Raw genomic sequence first — 16,879 nt, forward strand, 5'->3', positions numbered from 1 at the left:
GGCTCATGCCTTGATGAACCGCCGGAAACGTTCGGATTTGGCGTTGCCAAATACCTCTTCTGGTCGACCGTCTTCCTCGATCTGACCTTGGTGAAGAAAGATGACCCGGCCCGAGACGTCACGGGCGAAGCCCATCTCGTGGGTGACGACCAGCATGGTGCGCCCCTCTTCGGCGAGCGCGCGCATGACGCGCAGCACCTCCCCGACGAGTTCGGGATCGAGTGCCGATGTCGGTTCGTCGAACAGCATCACCGCCGGGCGCATGGCGAGCGCCCGGGCGATCGCCGCCCGCTGCTGCTGGCCGCCGGAGAGATGCGCCGGGTAGTGATTGCGCTTGGCCGCGATCCCAACCTTGGCAAGCAGCGCTTCGGCCTCCTCGATGCATTCGGCGCGCGGGCGCTTCTGCACGTGGATCGGCGCCTCGATGACGTTTTCCAGCACCGTCTTGTGGGACCAGAGGTTGAAGCTCTGGAACACCATGCCGAGGCGCGAGCGGATGCGGTCCACCTGGACGCGATCCCTGGGACGGCTCTTGCCGTTGCCGGCAGCGAGCATCTCGATGGTCTCGCCCGCGACCGTAACCGCACCACGGTCGGGCGTTTCGAGCATGTTGATGCAGCGAAGCAGGGTCGACTTGCCCGAGCCGGACGAGCCGAGAATGGAAACAACTTCGCCTTCGCGCGCGTCGAGCGAGATGCCCTTCAGCACTTCGATCGGGCCGAAACTCTTGTGGATGTCCCGAACGCTGATGGCGACGGGCGCAACGGACGACGCGGGCGAACTCAATGCGCTTCTCCTTCGATGGTGGCGGGCAGCACCGCGGCCGGCTGCCTGAGATGCGGGCTCAGCCGGAACTCGACGAGCTGCACCAGGCGGGTGAGCAGGAAGTTGATGGTGAGATAGATGGCACCGGCGACGACGAAGACTTCGATCGCGCGGTAGCTCTCGGAGATGATGCGCGCCGCAACGCCGGTCACTTCCATCAGCGTGATGATCGAGGCCAGCGACGTCGCCTTGACCATCGAGTCATCTCGTTGCCGTAGCCGGGCAGCGCCTGGCGGACGCCGAGCGGCAGCGTGATGCGCCGAAAGATCATGAAGCGCGACATGCCGCATGCCCTGGCCGCTTCGACCTGGCCGAAGGGAACCGAAAGCAGACCGCCGCGGACGATCTCGCTGGCATAGGCGGCGGTGTTGAGCGCCAGCGCCAGCACTGCACACCAGTAGGGCTCCCTGAGGATCGGCCAGAGCGGACTGTGGCGAATGGCCGGAAACTGGCTGAGGCCGTAGTAGATGATGAAGAGCTGGACGAGCAGCGGCGTGCCGCGGAAGATGAAAACGTAGGCCTGCGCCAGCCAGCGCAGCGGAGCGATGGTCGAAAAACGGGCGACGGCGATGCCGACCGCCAGGACTGAGCCGAGCGCGATCGCGTTGAGCGCAAGCAGCAGTGTCAGCGGAACAGCCGAAACGAGGCTGACGAAGGTCTCCTGAAGGAAGGTCCAGTCCATCAGCCTCTCCTCACGCCGCGGTTGAAATGCCGTTCGGCCCGGTGCAGGACAGTGCTCGACACCGTCGAGATCGCCAGATAGATGCCGCCGGCGATCAGGTAGAAATCGAAGGGCAAGCCGGTAGAACCGGCGGCGACCTGCGCCTGGCGCAACAGTTCGGCGACGCCGGTGATCGAGACCAGCGCGCTTTCCTTCAGCACCACCTGCCAGACATTGCCGAGACCGGGCAGCGCGTGCCGAAGGGTCAGCGGCGCGACAATGCGCCGGAAGCGCAGCCCGCGCGGCATGCCGCAGGCGATCGCCGCCTCTATTTCACCCGGGTGAACGGCCCTGAACGCGCCGCGAAAAACCTCCGTGTGCTGCGCGCCGGAGGTAATCCCGACCGCAAGCATGCCGGCAAGGAAACCGGGAAAACCGATGAAGCCTTCGGCACCGAACAGACGCCCAACGGCCGAGATTGCGGCGGAGCCGCCGAAATAGAGCAGATAGATCACGAGGAGATCGGGAATGCCGCGTAGCACCGTCGTGTAGACATCCGCAACGAGACGGGTGACCGGTCCGCCCCGAACCTTTGCCCAGGCGCCGAGGACGCCGATGACGGCACCGGTCGCGTAACCCGACAGTGCGATCAGGATCGTCATCGTCGCGCCGGCAAGCAGGATGTTCCCCCAGCCGCCGGGGCCGAAACTGAGGAGTTCGAGGATACCGGGTTGGGTCACAACGCCTGCACTCCCTTTTCTGCGGAGCCCGCCCCACCCGCAGGAAGCGGCGGATCGACATCGTCGGGAATAGGATTGACGAAGGGCGTTCCGTCGAGACGGCTGCGATGGTCCGCCTTGGCGGCGGCCACCAATTCGTGATCCGACATGAGGTCGATGGCAAGGCTCGCCATGGCTTTCGCGGCATGCGCCATGCCCTTGTGGGCCGCCGGCAATTTTCCTTGTGCGACCAACTGCCAGGAATGACCCGGCGTGCCGATCGCATAGGTCGCGCCGCGCATCTGCACCGTCGGGACGACCCAGCTCACGGTGCCGACGTCAGTGGAGCCGACGATGCTGCCGTCGCCGCCATAAAGCGGATAGATCATGTCGCACAGGGGCTGCCCCTTGCGTGGCGTGAGGCCGAAGCGGGCATAGGACGCGGCAATATCATCAGGCGTATAGGTTGCCTGGAATTTTCGCGCCGTCTCCAGATCGGCGGCATCGAAGGCGGCAGGCCCGAGACGTTCGAGACAGGTGTGGAGCCGCGCCTCGAGCGGACCATTGCCGACGAGATTGGCATCGCCGCTGATCACCTCGTGACGCACGGTCGTCTCCGTCATCAGCGCCGCGCCTTCAGCGATCTTCTTGACGCGCTCGATCAGGCCGAGCAGGTCCGGCAAGGAACGCGCCCGAATGAGATAACGCACCGTCGCGCGCGCCTGCACCACGTTCGGCGCATCGCCGCCGGCATCGGTGATGGCATAGTGCACCCGGGCGCTCGACGGCATGTGCTCGCGCATATAGTTGACGCCGACATTCATCAGCTCGACGGCATCGAGCGCGCTGCGACCGAGATGCGGCGTCGCCGAGGCATGAGAGGCGCGGCCGGAAAAGTGGAAATTGATCTCGTTGCAGGCAAGCGAGATCGGATTGTTGACGCCGGAAAAGGCAGCCGGGTGCCAGGATATGGCGATGTCGACATCGTCGAAGGCGCCTGCCCGCACCATGAAGCCTTTGGACGAGCCGCCCTCTTCGGCCGGGCAGCCGTAGTAGCGCACCCGTCCTTTCAAGCCATTGGCCTTGAGGTAATCCTTGACCGCGGCAGCTGCAAGCATGGAGCCGGAGCCGAGCAGATTGTGGCCGCAGCCGTGACCGTTGCCGCCGGGAACGACCGGGCGCTCTTCGGCAAGGCCCGCGACCTGGCTCAGGCCCGGAAGCGCGTCGAACTCGCCGAGGATCGCGATCACCGGGCCGCCTTCGCCGGCCTCACCCGTCACCGCCGTCGGCAGGCCGGCGACATTACGCTCGACGCGAAACCCTTCGGCTTCAAGCAGGCGGGCATGCTCGCTGGCGGATTGAAACTCCTGGTAGTTGGTTTCGGGACTGTCCCAGACGCGGTCGCTGAGCGCAAAGAATGCCGGGCTCTTTTCCTCGACGATCGACCATACGCGTTCCGTATTCTTCATTGCGTTTAGCGTCCCACATGAGATAGTTACCAAAATTGGCGCCAATTTAGGATACAAAAATAATTTGCGCAATGGGCGGCGATGGATATTTTCGGTATCCATCTCACGCCGAGTTCGCACCGATCGCGGATCGAACGAAGCGAGCCCGCCGGCAAACGAGAAAACAGGGATGCCCATGACCGAAATGCACGATGTGACCGAAACTGCGGCCAACGATCGGGACGTCACCGATCTCGTTCTCGAAGACATCCTGACCGGGGTGCTGCCGGCCGGCACCTGGCTGAAGCAGATCGACTTGGAAAAACGCTACGACTGCACCCGGCCCGAGGTTCGTCGGGCGCTGGACCGGCTGTCACAGAAGCGTCTGGTCGAACACGTGCCCAACCGCGGCTATCACGTCTACCAGCCGGACGGGCGGCGCGCGCAGGAAGTCAGCGACATCCGCGTCATCCTCGAAACCGCAGTGGCGGACCGGATGGTGGAAAGGGCGACGCCCGAAAGCATCGCCAGACTGCGTCAGCTCGCCAGCCACTTCGACCGGATGACGATGGTGGGTACGGTGCTGGAGCACTACGAGGCAAACCTTGCCTTCCATCGCGAGCTCTTGCTCCTGTCAGGCAACAACGAGCTTGTGGATCTCGTTTCCGAAATCCGCCAACGCACCTCGTCGGCACCGGTCTCGCAGTGGCGCACACGGGCCCGCGTCGAACGCTCGGCACGCGAGCATCACATGATGGTCGATGCGCTCGAAGCCCGCGATGTCGCCGATCTCAAGCGCCTGATCGAGGCGCATATCCGCCAGACGGGCGATGCCGCTCCAGCGGAAAGCGCTGCGCGTCAGGCATGACGTCCCGTGCTTTCTGATGGGTAAAACGGCCGGTTTCCCCTGATTTCTCAGAGTTGTGACGGAGGGGTGCAGAACCTAAGCTCAAGCCGAAAATGAGGTTCTGTCATGTCAAACACCCGCAATCCACCAGCAACCGATATCATGGAGATGCGTGAAGCTCTGGCCGAGTGGTGCACCCAGAACAACTGCACCCAATCCGACCCGCCCGCCAACCGGATCGCGCTTCGGATTTTCGACGTCGCCAGCGGGAAAAAGCTCAATCGCGCCGAGATCCTGGCTCTGCTGTCGAACGGATAGCAGGCACCTGAAGCATAGTGAGGGTCTGCGGAAACGCCGGCGCTGCGGGAGAGCCTGTAGCGCCGCTCAAGACTGCCCCATCCTCATCGCCGTGATCTTCACGCCCTCGGCAATGCGGTCTCTGCCAATCGACGAGTACCCCATGCGGAAAAAGCGGCAGCTTTCCGCTTCCGTCGGAAAGAACGGCGATCCGGACTCGATCAGCACCCCGTCGTCCCGCAGCTCCGCCATCAGCTTGTCCGCGTCGAGACCGTCGGGGCCTTCGATCCAGAAGGACGTTCCACCGAAGGCTGCCGATCCGGCGATCTTCAGTCCGTTGGCATTGAGCGCGTCGGCCATAACTCGATGGCGCAGGTGGTATTCTTCCCGCATTCTGTGCAGCACGGCATCGTAGTGCCCGAGCGCCAGGAAATAGGCGGCCGTTCGCTGCAGGTGGCCGGGCGGATGGCGCAGCATCAGGGCGCGCAGCGCCCGCGCCTCGCGGATCACGGGCGCGGGTGCTACGAGATAGCCGAGCCGCAGACCGGGAAAGAGCGATTTCGAAAAACTGCCGATGTAGAAGACCCGCCCGTTCCGGTCGAAGGCTTTCAGCGCCGGCGACGGTGGCGCGAGAAAGCTCATCTCGAACTCGTAATCGTCCTCGACAATCACAAAGTCCCTGGCTGACGCCGCTTCGAGCAGCGCGACGCGGCGATCCATCGGCATCGTCGCGCCGGTCGGGGAGTGATGGCTCGGCGTCACGAACACGGCATCGATCTGCTCGGGCAAGTCTGCGGGCGGTAGCCCACCCTCATCGACATCGAGCACCGTGACTTTGGCACCGCTCAGCCGCAGCGACGCGCTCATATCCGGGTGGCAGGGGTTTTCGCAGACGGCGTGGGAGCCGCGCTGGAGCAACAGTTGAATGACGATCCAGAGCGCATTCTGCGCGCCCACCGTCACCAGGATCTCATCGGGATTGGCCCTTATGCCACGCCCCGGCAGCGTGCGCGAACAGATGTAGTTGACCAATTGCACATCGTCCGACGCAGCGAAATCGCCGGCCATCAGCTCGAAATCCTCGCGCGCCAGCGCCCGCCTGGCGCAGTCCCGCCAGGCCGTGAGATCGAAGAGCGACGGATCCATCTGGCCATAGAGGAAGGGATAGGGATAGCGCCGCCAGTCGAGCGGCTTTCGCATCTGTTTGGCGACGCGAAAAGTCGAGCGCAGCTTGGAGGACCAATCGACAGCATCCGCATCCGGCAGCGCCACATCCGTACCGAGCACATTGAACGGCGGCTTGTCGGCAACCCGGTAACTGCTGCGGTCTGCCGCCTCGAGATACCCTTGCGTCGCCAGTTCCTGATAGGCGAGCGTGACGGTGAGGCGCGAAATGGTGAGATAGGTGGCCAGCTTACGCGTCGACGGAAGCTGCGCTCCTGATGGCAACCGGCCCGACAGCACGGCGGACACGACCGTCTCGCGGATCTGCGCCTGCAGGCTTGTGCGGCTCGCCCGCTCAACGAAGAACATGGTTTCCGGAACCGAGATGCGCGCCAAGTCCGATCCCCCATCGATTAAATCTGGACTTATCTAACTTTCAATCTGGCTATAAAGCAAACGACAAAGCTGCTTTATCCCTAATGATCGAAAATGAGATCGGCATAACAGTCGACAGATCCCGAAAAACGGGGTCGGAACCAGAGGGAAACACATGTTCTACTCCAACGCCTTGAAATATATGGCGGGGGCAGCCACGATTGCGGCCAGCCTCCTGACCGCAAGCCTTGCCCGCGCCGAAACCAACGTGATCATCGGCTACCAGCAGATCGTCGGTCCGTTCATTGCGGCGATCGCCGACGGCCGCTTTGATGCTGCCGCCAAGGAAGCTGGCTATATCGTCGATTGGCGCCAGTTCAGCTCCGGCGGCGACATCTCGACGGCGCTCGCATCCGGCAACGTGCCGATCGGCGTCATCGGCTCGACCGGCACCACCGCTGCAGCGACGCGCGGCGTAGAGCTTGAACTGTTCTGGATCCTCGACAACATCGGCAAATCGGAAGCGCTCGTCGCCCGCGAAGGCTCTGGCATCGAGAAGCCGGAAGATCTTGTTGGCCGGTCTGTCGGCGTGCCGTTCGTTTCTACCTCGCATTTCCACCTGCTCGTCGGCCTCGAGCAGGTCTGGAAGGTCGATCCGCGCGAGGTCAACATCCTCAACATGAAGCCGCCGCAGATCGTTGCCGCCTGGCAGCGCGGCGATATCGATGCCGCCTATGTCTGGCCGCCGGCCCTGTCGGAACTGCTGAAGACCGGCAAGGTGATCTCCGATTCCGAGGCGATCGGCGCGGCGAGCGTTCCGACCTTCGACGGCCTCGTGGTCGACAAGAAATGGGCGGCCGAAAACCCGAAGTTCATGGCCGCCTTCACCAAGGTGCTGGCAGAAGCCTATGCCGACTACAAGGCAAATGGCGCCAGCTGGACGGCGGACTCCGCGCCGGTCCAGAACATCGTCAAGCTGATCGGCGGCGATGGCGCAGGCACCGTAGAAGCGCTGAACCTCCTGTCGTTCCCGACAGCTGAGGAGCAGGCATCCGAAACCTGGCTCGGCGGTGGTGCGCTTCGCGCGCTCACGGAAAGCGCAAAGTTCCTTGCCGACCAGAAGCAGATCGACAAGGCGCTCGACGACTACGCGCCTTACGTCAACAGCGCCTACGCGAAAGAGGCTGCAAAGTAGCCGACGCTTAGCTCCTGACCGCAAGGTCGGTCAGGAGCGCCGCCAACGCCACTCAACAGCCATTTCTCGAAAGGCCTTTCCAATGGAAACTCTCAATGTCAGCAATGTGAGCCTGACCTATCCTGGTCTCTATACGGACGAGGCGGTCATCGCGCTCAAGGGCGTCAACCTGGAGATCAAGAGCGGTGATTTCGTCGTCGCGCTCGGCGCCTCGGGCTGCGGCAAGACCACGCTGCTCAATCTGATGGCGGGCTTCATGGCCCCGAGCGCCGGCGAGATTACGCTCGGACACCGCCGCGTCTCCGGCCCCGGTGCCGACCGTGGCGTCGTGTTCCAGAAGCACGCGCTGCTGCCCTGGCTCAACGTCATCGACAACACCGAATTCGGACTGAAACTGCGCGGTGTCGACAAGGCGACGCGCCATGAAGTGGCCGCCAAGAACCTCGCCCTCGTCGGGCTGCAGGATTTTCACCGGCACATGATCTACCACCTGTCCGGCGGCATGCAGCAGCGCGTCGGCATCGCCCGGGCCTTGAGCTGCGATCCGTCGATGCTCCTGATGGACGAGCCGATGGCGGCGCTCGACGCGCTGACCCGCGAGACCATCCAGGAACTGCTGCTCAAAGTCTGGCAGCTGACCAACAAGATGTTCTTCTTCATCACCCACAGCGTCGAGGAGGCGTTGTTCCTCGGATCGCGGCTGATCGTCATGTCGCCGCGGCCCGGACGGATCACCCACACCTACGAGCTCGATTTCAACAAACGGTTTCTGGAAGAAGGCAATGCCCGTGCAATCAAATCCAGTCGCGACTTCATCGACATGCGTGAGCAGATCCTCAGCATCATCTACGGCGACGAACGCCAATCCGGAAACCCGGAGCTCCTCCATGCTTGAGCGCGTGATGAAAGCCAAGCCGGTCAAGCCGGGCCGGATCTACGGCGCCCCCGGCGAAGGCATGAGCGGGCATATCAGCCTCCTGACCGCGCTGACGCTGATCGCGCTCTGGCTGCTGATCACCGAGATGCAATGGGTGAAGCCGCTGTTCCTGCCGTCGCCGCTTGCGGTCTGGGACAAATTCGTGATCGCGCTCACGGAGGGCGTCTCCAACTCGACGCTTGCCCAGCACACGCTCGCAAGCCTCGGTCGCGTGCTCGGCGCCTTCGCGCTGGCGCTCGTCACCGCCGTTCCGATCGGCATCCTCATGGGCGTCAACCGGGTGATGCGCGGGCTGTTCGATCCGATCATCGAATTCTACCGCCCACTGCCGCCGCTCGCCTACCTGCCGCTGATCATCATCTGGCTCGGCATCGGTGAGTTCCCGAAGGTGTTCCTGATCTTCCTCGCGATCTTCGCGCCGATGGCGATTGCCGCACGGGCCGGTGTGCGCTCGGTCTCGATCGAACAGATACATGCGGCCTATGCGATGGGCGCCAGCCGCCGCCAGGTCATCAGCCACGTCATTTTGAAGGCGGCGCTGCCCGAAATCTTCACCGGGATGCGCATCGGCATCGGCGTCGGCTGGACGACACTGGTTGCGGCGGAAATGGTCGCCGCCCACAGGGGCCTCGGCTTCATGGTCTTGAACGCCGCCGAATTCCTCGCCAGCGATACCGTGATCATGGGCATCATCGTCATCGGCGCCTTCGCCTTTGCCTTCGATCTCCTGATCCGCCATCTCGAAAAGGCGCTCATTCCCTGGAAGGGCAAGGTGTGACGATGCTCCCTTCGACTGGACGACAGCCGCCGAGCGGATAACCGCTCGGCCCTAAAGGCACCATCACCAGACAGACAAAGCCGATCTGCCGGTTCATCCGGCCACGGCGAAGCCATGCCCGAATTCATCGCCTGCAACGCTTAGGAAACACAGACCATGACTCCGAACGATCTATCCAACCTCTTCGACGCCTTCAACCGGCACGACATCGACGGCGTCATGTCCTTCTTCGCCAAGGATTGCACCTTCAACACGGTCGCCGGCAGCGAAGCGCACGGCACGCGCATCGAAGGCACTGACCAGATCGCCACCGCCTTCAGCGGCGTCTGGCAGACGATGCCGGATGCCCATTGGGCGCATCACGGTCACTTCGTCCATGGCGACCGAGCCGTATCGGAATGGACCTTTTCCGGCACCAACGCCGACGGCAGCCGCATCGAGGCCGAGGGCTGCGACCTCTTCACGCTGCGCGACGGCAAGATCGTGCGCAAGCAGGCCTTCCGCAAGAACCGGCCGCTGATTGCGGCTCCCTTCCGCTACTGAGCTCGAGCCAGGCCAGGAAACCGATATGGAACAGCTTGTCAGAACAGTCAGGCCGAGCAAGCCCTTCGACCCGGCATACGACCCCAACCGTGCCGCCAATCCCGGCGAGGGCAAGGACTATGCGCCGACCTACTGGATCGCAACGGCCGGCCCGCCGCCAGCCGACGACGGCCCCGTTTCGAGGGACATCGACGTCGACGTCGCGATCGTCGGCTCGGGCTACACCGGCCTCTCCTGCGCCATCCATCTGGCCAGGGAGCACGGCATCAAGGCGACGGTGCTCGAAGCCAACGGCGTCGCCTGGGGCTGCAGCACCCGCAACGGCGGCCAGGCGCAGATTTCTGCCGGCCGGCTCAAGCGCTCGCAGTGGATCGAACGCTGGGGCGTCGACGTCGCCAGGAAGCTGCACGTCGAGATCAGCGAGGCCTTCGACCTCTTCCGCGACCTGATCCGCTCGCCGGAGATCGCCTGCGACCCGCAGGACGGCGGCCATCTCTATATCGCCCATCGCAACAAGGTGATGCCGTCGCTGGAGGCCGAATCGCGTGTCCTTAACGACGTCTTCGGCTACCGCACGCGCATTCTCGGCCGCGACGAGATCCATCGCGATTTCGTCCGCGACAACGAGGCGGTGGGGGCGCTTTACGAGCCCGATGGCATGGGCATCCATGCGGCCAGGCTCGCCTTCGGCTATCTCACATTGGCGCGCAAGCTCGGTGCCCGCGTCCACACATCGAGCCCGGTACTTTCCTGCGATCAGAAAGGCGGCGGCGTCCACCTGCGCACCCCCGGCGGCACCGTGCGGGCAAGAGCGGTGTGTTTCGCGACCGCCGGCTACACCTCGCCCGGTCTGCATTCGCTGACCAAGCACCGGCTGATGCCGATCCTCTCCAACTCGATCGTCACCCGCGTGCTCACCGACGACGAGCGGGCGGCGCTGAACTTCCGCACGCACATCCCGCTCACCGATACGCGCACGCTGCGCCACTATTACCGGCTGTTGCCGGACGGCCGCGTGCAGATCGGCAGCCGCAGCGCGATCACCGGCACGGACGCGGTCAACCCCAGGCATCTCGACCGGCTGCTCGAGGGCCTCTACCGCAAGTTCCCGGTGCTGACGGGCATCAAGGTCGACTACTCCTGGTGGGGCTGGGTCGACGTCAGCCACGACATGATGCCGCGCATCTTCCGCCCGGATCCGAAACAGGCGCTGTTCTACGCCATGGGATACGGCGGCAATGGCGTCATGTATTCGGCCCAGGCCGGACGGCGCATGGCGCAGATGGTCGCCGGCAAGGGCGGCACGCTCGACCTGCCGATCTTCACCTCTCCCCTTCCCAGCCACGGGCTGCTGACGCCGTTCCGGCGCATCGGCCAGTGGGGAATGTATCGCTGGTACTACCTAAAGGACGAAATCCTCTAGCCGCTCGGTCGGCCCCAAAACCCAACATGAAAGGAAACAGACAATGAAAATGACGACCGAAGAGGCTTTCATCAAAGTCCTCCAGATGCACGGCATCGAACACGCCTTCGGCATCATCGGCTCGGCGATGATGCCGGTCTCCGACCTCTTCCCGAAGGCGGGCATCACCTTCTGGGATTGCGCCCATGAAACCAACGCGGCGCTGATTGCCGACGGCTACACGCGCGTCACCGGCAACATGTCGATGGCGATCGCCCAGAACGGCCCCGGCGTTACCGGTTTCGTCACCGCGGTCAAGACCGCCTACTGGAACCACACGCCGATGCTTCTGGTCACGCCGCAGGCGGCCAACAAGACGATCGGCCAGGGCGGCTTCCAGGAAGTCGACCAGATGGCGCTGTTCGAGGAAATGGTCTGCTACCAGGAAGAGGTGCGCGACGCGAGCCGCGTTCCCGAAGTCCTCAACCGGGTGATCGAGAAGGCCTGGCGCGGCTGCGCTCCGGCGCAGATCAACATCCCGCGCGATTACTGGACGCAGGTGATCGACGTCGAATTGCCGAGCATCGTCCGGCTGGAGCGTCCCTCCGGCGGCAAACAGGCGATTTCCGAGGCTGCGAAACTTCTGTCGGAAGCGAAATTCCCTGTCATTCTCAACGGTGCCGGCGTTGTTATCGGCGGCGCGATCGCCGAATCCATCGCGCTGGCCGAACGGCTGGACGCGCCCGTCTGCTGTGGCTATCAGCACAACGACGCATTCCCGGGCGGCCACCGTCTCGCCGCCGGCCCGCTCGGTTACAACGGCTCCAAGGCGGCGATGGAACTGATCGCCAAGGCCGACGTGGTGCTGGCGCTCGGCACCCGGCTCAATCCGTTCTCGACTCTTCCGGGCTACGGCATCGACTACTGGCCGAAGAATGCAGCAATCATTCAGGTCGACATCAACTCCGACCGCATCGGCCTGACCAAGAAGGTGACCGTAGGCATCTGCGGCGACGCCAAGCAGGTCGCAAGCCAGATCCTCGAGCAGCTTTCGCCTTCAGCCGGCGACAGCGGCCGCGAGGAGCGCAAGGCGCTGATCCACACGACCCGCTCTGCCTGGCTGCAGCAGCTGTCATCGATGGACCATGAGGACGACGATCCGGGCACCGAATGGAATGCCTCGGCACGTCGCCGGGAGAGCGACCGCATGTCGCCGCGCCAGGCCTGGCGGGCGATCCAGGCGGCCCTGCCCAAGGACGCCATCATCTCGACCGACATCGGCAACAACTGCGCCATCGGCAACGCCTATCCGAGCTTCGAGCAGGGGCGGAAGTACCTGGCACCCGGCATGTTCGGTCCCTGCGGTTACGGCTTCCCGTCGATCGTCGGCGCCAAGATCGGTTGCCCCGACATGCCTGTGGTCGGCTTTGCCGGTGATGGCGCCTTCGGCATCTCGATGAACGAGATGACCTCCATCGGCCGCGCCGGCTGGCCGCCGATCACCATGGTGATCTTCCGCAATTTCCAGTGGGGAGCCGAGAAGCGCAACACGACGCTCTGGTACGACAACAACTTCGTCGGCACCGAGCTCAACACCAACCTCAGCTACGCAAAGGTAGCCGACGGCTGCGGCCTCAAGGGCGTGACGGTCGACACGCAAGCTGACCTGACGGCTGCCTTGCAGCAGGCGCTGCAGGACCAGGCGAAGGGCGTGACCACCTTCGTCGAGGTCATCCTCAACCAGGAGCTCGGCGAGCCCTTCCGCCGCGACGCCATGAAGAAGCCGGTGCAGGTCGCCGGCATCGAGCGCTCGGACATGCGGCCGCAGCAGCACGTCTGACATCCATCCCATGCCCGGCGGACCCGCCGGGCATGGCCCTCCGATTTGGCATTCTCAGACGGGAAATTTCAAATGAGTGCGGTATCCGAAACGACGCGGCGGTTTCAATGGCTGCCTGCGGCCCTGTCGACCTATGGTCCCGGCCTCCTGGTAACGGCGGCCGTCGCCATGGCCGCTCAGTTCCTATCGGATCATTATGGCGCGCCCGCCATGTTGATGGCGCTGCTGCTCGGCATCGCATTCCACTTTCTCTCCGAGGAAGGCCGTTGCGTCGCCGGCATCGAGCTATCGGCCAAGATGATCCTCAGGATCGGCGTCGCCTTGCTCGGCATGCGCATCAGCGTCGATCTTCTGATCGGGCTCGGCAGCGGCACCATTCTCCTCTTGGTCTCCGCGATCGCGGCCACGATCCTGTTCGGTCTGGCGGCTGCCAAGATCCTCGGCAGGGGCTGGAGGCTGGCGCTTCTGACCAGCGGCGCCGTGGCGATTTGCGGCGCGTCGGCTGCCATGGCAATTGCCGCCGTCCTGCCGAAGAACGAGTTCTCCGAGCGCAACCTGATCTTCACCGTGCTGTCTGTGACGGTTCTGAGCACGCTTGCGATGATCGGCTATCCCATCCTTGCCCAGTCGCTGGGGCTTGATGCCCGCGCCACCGGCATCTTCTTCGGCGGCACGATCCATGACGTCGCGCAGGTCGTCGGGGCCGGTTTCTCGGTGTCGCCAGAGGCCGGCGAGACGGCGACGCTGGTCAAGCTCATCCGCGTCACGATGCTGGCACCCGTCGTCCTCATCTTCTCGATCGCGCTTCGAAACGTTCCCCAGGAAGGGGTCGAGGCCGGCAAGCGTCCGCCCTTGCTGCCCGGCTTCGTCGTCGCCTTCCTGATGCTTGCCGCCACCAACTCCGTCGGGATGGTGCCCGCTGCCGTCGCCGAGCTCGGCATGGAGGCATCGCGCTGGTCGCTCTTGGCGGGCATCGTCGCCGTCGGCATGAAGACGTCGCTGCGTCGTGTGCTCGATGTCGGCGGCGACGCAGTTGCGCTCATCGTCGCCGAAACCATCTTCCTCGGCGTCTTCATCGTCGCCGGCATGCATTATCTGGGACATCTCTGATGAAACCGCTCGACAAGATCATCGAAACCGCAAGAAATGCGCCGCGCCAAATCGTGCTTGCCGAAGGTGGGGATGCGCGTGTGGTCGCAGCCGCTCTGCGCGCTCGCGCCGAAGGCATTGCCCAGATCACGCTTATCGGACGGCACGACATTATCGCTGAGCGCCTGCGCGATCACGGCGGCGACGAACATGCCTTCCGGATCGAAGACCCGGCAACGTCGCCACTGACGGAGCGGTTCGCCGAACGGTACCACGAACTGCGCCAGGGCAAGGGCGTCGACCGAGAGGCCGCCGAAAAGGCCGTGCGCGAAGATCTGGTCTTTGCCGCCATGATGGTCCGCGAGGACGAGGCGGACGGCACCATCGGCGGGGCGGTCGCGACCACGGCCGATACGGTGCGCACAGCGCTGCAGGTCATCGGCCGGACGCCGGATGCCGGGCTCGTCTCCAGCTTCTTCCTGATGATGCTGTGTCAGCCGCACCACGCGAAGAAGGGCGCATTCGTCTTTTCCGACTGCGGCCTCGTCGTCGATCCGGATGCTAGCGGTCTCGCCGATATCGCCCGCATGTCGGCGCGATCCTATCAGGCACTGCTCGGGGACCGCGCCAAGGTGGCGATGCTCTCCTTCTCGACCAATGGCAGTGCCGCCCATGATCGTGTCAGCAAGGTGGTCGAGGCAACGAACATCGCCCGCGCCTCCGACCCTGACCTGCTGATCGACGGGGAACTGCAGTTCGACAGCGCCTTCGTCGAGGCCGTCTCTTCCTCCAAGGCGCCCAATTCGGCGCTACACGGCCAGGCAAACGTCTTCGTCTTTCCCAATCTCGATGCCGCCAACATCGGCTACAAAATCGCCCAGCGCATCGGCGGCGCGACCGCCATCGGCCCGGTGCTTCAGGGGCTCGCCAAGCCCGCCAATGATCTATCGCGCGGCTGCACGGCAGACGACGTCTTCCATATGATCGCCGTCACCGTGGTCCAGGCTGCATCGCGATAGCGACGCCACCCGGCTCACGGCGATGTCCGTTTTGGCAGCAATCCGTTCGATTCCGGACGCGTGCATTACCGCTGCCAAACCGAAAACAACTTCAAATCACCCGCATGCAATGATGCCGGAGAACTCGGCCTATAGTTCTGGGATCGCGTTTGAGGAGACGCGCAGATTGAACAGAACACGCATCTGGGAGGAGGCGCATGGATGTTACGCATCGCAACAATCACGTCGAGCAGACGATTGAGCGGCCGGAAGACAAGCACCTGGGCGCGGGCGCGAACCTCGTCTACGGCCTTCAGCACGTGCTCACCATGTATGGCGGCATCGTCGCCGTCCCGCTGATCATCGGTCAGGCCGCCGGCCTGTCGCCGGCCGATATCGGCCTTCTGATCACGGCGTCGCTTTTTGCCGGCGGCCTCGCGACCATCCTGCAGACCATCGGCATCCCGTTCTTCGGCTGTCAGCTGCCACTGGTGCAGGGTGTCTCGTTCGCGGGCGTCGCCACGATGGTGGCGATCGTCACCAGCCGCGAAGGCGGCGGATTGCCGGCGGTGATGGGCGCCGTCATGGTCGCCTCGCTCGTCGGCCTCGCGATCACCCCGATTTTCTCACGCATCACCCGGTTCTTTCCGCCGCTCGTCACCGGCATCGTCATTACCACCATCGGCCTGACGCTAATGCCGGTCGCGGCACGCTGGGCCATGGGCGGCAATCCGGACGCGCCGGATTTCGGCAGTGTCAGCAATATCGGCCTTGCGGCCGTGACTTTGTTGACCGTGCTGCTTCTGAGCAAGGTCGGCAGCTCCAGCATTTCCCGTCTGTCGATCCTGCTTGCCATGGTCATCGGCACGCTGATTGCGCTTGCCTTCGGGATGACCGACTTTTCCAAGGTCGCCGAAGGGCCGATGCTCGCCTTCCCCTCGCCCTTTCATTTCGGCGCGCCAGTGTTCACGGCCGCGGCGATCATCTCGATGTTCATCGTTCTTCTGGTGATCTTGGTCGAGACATCGGCGGATATCCTCGCCGTCGGCGAGATCATCGGCACCAAGGTCGATTCCAAGCGCCTGGGTGATGGCCTGCGTGCCGACATGATATCGAGCCTGTTTGCCCCGATCTTCGGCTCGTTCACCCAAAGCGCCTTCGCCCAGAATGTCGGCCTCGTGGCGGTCACCGGCATCAAGAGCCGCTACGCGGTTGCAACCGGCGGCCTTATCCTCGTGACACTCGGCATCCTTCCTGTCATGGGACGGGTGATCGCCGCCGTTCCGCCGTCAGTCCTCGGCGGCGCCGGTATTGTGCTGTTCGGCACCGTGGCGGCAAGCGGCATCCGCTCGCTCTCCAAGGTCGACTATCACAACAACATGAACCTGGTCATCGTCGCCACCTCGGTCGGATTCGGCATGATCCCGATCGCAGCACCGCATTTCTACGACCACTTCCCGGCCTGGTTCGAAACCATCTTCCACTCGGGCATCAGCTCGTCTGCGATCATGGCGATCTCGCTCAATCTGCTCTTCAACCACCTCAAGGCCGGCAATTCCGACCAGCAGTCGGTGTTCGTGGCCGGCACCGAGCGCATCATCCGCTATCAGGACATCTCCGCCCTGCGCGACGGCGATCACTATCGCGATGGCAAGCTCTACGACCACGAAGGCAACGAGGTTCGACTTGCCGCGGCGCATCACTGAAACGCAGGGCACAAAATGCGGTAGGCAAGACGGAAGGATTTCGGCTACGAAGCAC

At 63.8% G+C, this 16,879-nt stretch carries 15 protein-coding genes and 1 pseudogene; 11 read left to right on the plus strand and 5 right to left on the minus strand.

Annotated features, from left to right (window positions below; genetic code table 11):
* Positions 1–3: 3 nt before the first annotated feature.
* The 4 genes and pseudogenes from HT585_RS15975 to HT585_RS15990 all read right to left on the minus strand — a co-directional run bounded on the left by HT585_RS15975 (position 4) and on the right by HT585_RS15990 (position 3,674).
* Complete coding sequence (locus tag HT585_RS15975) at positions 4–786, minus strand: ABC transporter ATP-binding protein (protein ID WP_176353847.1); 783 nt, start codon at positions 784–786, stop codon at positions 4–6.
* Positions 783–1,507, minus strand: a pseudogene (locus tag HT585_RS15980) (ABC transporter permease). The gene HT585_RS15975 and the pseudogene HT585_RS15980 overlap by 4 nt, the downstream one beginning before the upstream one ends.
* Entirely contained in the window at positions 1,507–2,226 is a 720-nt protein-coding gene (locus HT585_RS15985) for an ABC transporter permease subunit (protein ID WP_176353848.1), read from the minus strand. The pseudogene HT585_RS15980 and the gene HT585_RS15985 overlap by 1 nt, the downstream one beginning before the upstream one ends.
* A complete protein-coding gene (locus HT585_RS15990; RefSeq protein WP_176353849.1) occupies positions 2,223–3,674 on the minus strand; it encodes a M20 family metallopeptidase in 1,452 nt (483 codons plus the stop codon). The genes HT585_RS15985 and HT585_RS15990 overlap by 4 nt, the downstream gene beginning before the upstream one ends.
* Before the next feature lie 169 nt (positions 3,675–3,843).
* Here HT585_RS15990 and HT585_RS15995 point away from each other — a divergent pair, with 169 nt between their 5' ends.
* Positions 3,844–4,521, plus strand: a complete 678-nt coding sequence (locus HT585_RS15995; protein WP_425513749.1) for a GntR family transcriptional regulator — start codon at positions 3,844–3,846, stop codon at positions 4,519–4,521.
* 105 nt (positions 4,522–4,626) lie between these two features.
* A complete protein-coding gene (locus tag HT585_RS16000; RefSeq protein WP_176353850.1) occupies positions 4,627–4,818 on the plus strand; it encodes a hypothetical protein in 192 nt (63 codons plus the stop codon).
* A gap of 66 nt (positions 4,819–4,884) precedes the next feature.
* Here the strand turns inward: HT585_RS16000 and pdxR are convergent, their stop codons facing one another.
* Positions 4,885–6,330 carry a MocR-like pyridoxine biosynthesis transcription factor PdxR gene (gene pdxR / locus HT585_RS16005; RefSeq protein WP_425513762.1) on the minus strand — a complete coding sequence of 482 codons (1,446 nt, stop codon included), beginning with the start codon at positions 6,328–6,330 and terminating at the stop codon, positions 4,885–4,887.
* Positions 6,331–6,511: 181 nt separating this feature from the next.
* Here pdxR and tauA point away from each other — a divergent pair, with 181 nt between their 5' ends.
* From tauA to HT585_RS16050, 9 genes are all read left to right on the plus strand, one after another.
* Positions 6,512–7,531 (plus strand): taurine ABC transporter substrate-binding protein, encoded by a 1,020-nt coding sequence (tauA, locus tag HT585_RS16010; RefSeq protein WP_176353852.1) that lies wholly within the window; start codon positions 6,512–6,514, stop codon positions 7,529–7,531.
* Between the two features lie 82 nt (positions 7,532–7,613).
* Positions 7,614–8,426 carry a taurine ABC transporter ATP-binding protein gene (locus HT585_RS16015; RefSeq protein WP_176353853.1) on the plus strand — a complete coding sequence of 271 codons (813 nt, stop codon included), beginning with the start codon at positions 7,614–7,616 and terminating at the stop codon, positions 8,424–8,426.
* The gene (locus HT585_RS16020) at positions 8,419–9,246 is read left to right on the plus strand and encodes an ABC transporter permease subunit (protein WP_176353854.1); all 828 of its coding nucleotides are present in this window, start codon (positions 8,419–8,421) and stop codon (positions 9,244–9,246) included. Before HT585_RS16015 ends, HT585_RS16020 begins: the two co-directional genes overlap by 8 nt.
* A 156-nt stretch (positions 9,247–9,402) precedes the next feature.
* Positions 9,403–9,789, plus strand: a complete 387-nt coding sequence (locus HT585_RS16025) for a nuclear transport factor 2 family protein (RefSeq protein ID WP_176353855.1) — start codon at positions 9,403–9,405, stop codon at positions 9,787–9,789.
* A 25-nt stretch (positions 9,790–9,814) separates the two neighbouring features.
* On the plus strand, positions 9,815–11,212 hold the full coding sequence (locus tag HT585_RS16030; protein ID WP_176353856.1) for an NAD(P)/FAD-dependent oxidoreductase: 1,398 nt from the start codon (positions 9,815–9,817) through the stop codon (positions 11,210–11,212).
* A 43-nt stretch (positions 11,213–11,255) separates the two neighbouring features.
* Positions 11,256–13,031, plus strand: coding sequence for a sulfoacetaldehyde acetyltransferase (gene xsc / locus HT585_RS16035; RefSeq protein ID WP_176353857.1), 1,776 nt, complete (start codon positions 11,256–11,258; stop codon positions 13,029–13,031).
* 72 nt (positions 13,032–13,103) lie between these two features.
* The gene (locus HT585_RS16040) at positions 13,104–14,141 is read left to right on the plus strand and encodes a YeiH family protein (RefSeq protein WP_176353858.1); all 1,038 of its coding nucleotides are present in this window, start codon (positions 13,104–13,106) and stop codon (positions 14,139–14,141) included.
* The gene (gene pta / locus HT585_RS16045) at positions 14,141–15,139 is read left to right on the plus strand and encodes a phosphate acetyltransferase (RefSeq protein ID WP_176353859.1); all 999 of its coding nucleotides are present in this window, start codon (positions 14,141–14,143) and stop codon (positions 15,137–15,139) included. Before HT585_RS16040 ends, pta begins: the two co-directional genes overlap by 1 nt.
* Positions 15,140–15,336: 197 nt before the next feature.
* On the plus strand, positions 15,337–16,824 hold the full coding sequence (locus HT585_RS16050; RefSeq protein ID WP_176353860.1) for a nucleobase:cation symporter-2 family protein: 1,488 nt from the start codon (positions 15,337–15,339) through the stop codon (positions 16,822–16,824).
* The last annotated feature ends 55 nt before the right edge of the window (positions 16,825–16,879 follow it).

The organism is Ensifer oleiphilus, from assembly GCF_013371465.1.
Classification (GTDB): domain Bacteria; phylum Pseudomonadota; class Alphaproteobacteria; order Rhizobiales; family Rhizobiaceae; genus Ensifer; species Ensifer oleiphilus.

Bases quoted from the DNA above. Each gene is read 5' to 3' on its own strand.
- HT585_RS15990 (WP_176353849.1), bottom strand. From the start codon at position 3,674: ATGAAGAATACGGAACGCGTATGGTCGATCGTCGAGGAAAAGAGCCCG.
- HT585_RS15995 (WP_425513749.1), top strand. From the start codon at position 3,844: ATGCCCATGACCGAAATGCACGATGTGACCGAAACTGCGGCCAACGAT.
- HT585_RS16000 (WP_176353850.1), top strand. From the start codon at position 4,627: ATGTCAAACACCCGCAATCCACCAGCAACCGATATCATGGAGATGCGT.
- pdxR (WP_425513762.1), bottom strand. From the start codon at position 6,330: ATGTTCTTCGTTGAGCGGGCGAGCCGCACAAGCCTGCAGGCGCAGATC.
- tauA (WP_176353852.1), top strand. From the start codon at position 6,512: ATGTTCTACTCCAACGCCTTGAAATATATGGCGGGGGCAGCCACGATT.
- HT585_RS16015 (WP_176353853.1), top strand. From the start codon at position 7,614: ATGGAAACTCTCAATGTCAGCAATGTGAGCCTGACCTATCCTGGTCTC.
- HT585_RS16020 (WP_176353854.1), top strand. From the start codon at position 8,419: ATGCTTGAGCGCGTGATGAAAGCCAAGCCGGTCAAGCCGGGCCGGATC.
- HT585_RS16025 (WP_176353855.1), top strand. From the start codon at position 9,403: ATGACTCCGAACGATCTATCCAACCTCTTCGACGCCTTCAACCGGCAC.
- HT585_RS16030 (WP_176353856.1), top strand. From the start codon at position 9,815: ATGGAACAGCTTGTCAGAACAGTCAGGCCGAGCAAGCCCTTCGACCCG.
- xsc (WP_176353857.1), top strand. From the start codon at position 11,256: ATGAAAATGACGACCGAAGAGGCTTTCATCAAAGTCCTCCAGATGCAC.
- HT585_RS16040 (WP_176353858.1), top strand. From the start codon at position 13,104: ATGAGTGCGGTATCCGAAACGACGCGGCGGTTTCAATGGCTGCCTGCG.
- pta (WP_176353859.1), top strand. From the start codon at position 14,141: ATGAAACCGCTCGACAAGATCATCGAAACCGCAAGAAATGCGCCGCGC.
- HT585_RS16050 (WP_176353860.1), top strand. From the start codon at position 15,337: ATGGATGTTACGCATCGCAACAATCACGTCGAGCAGACGATTGAGCGG.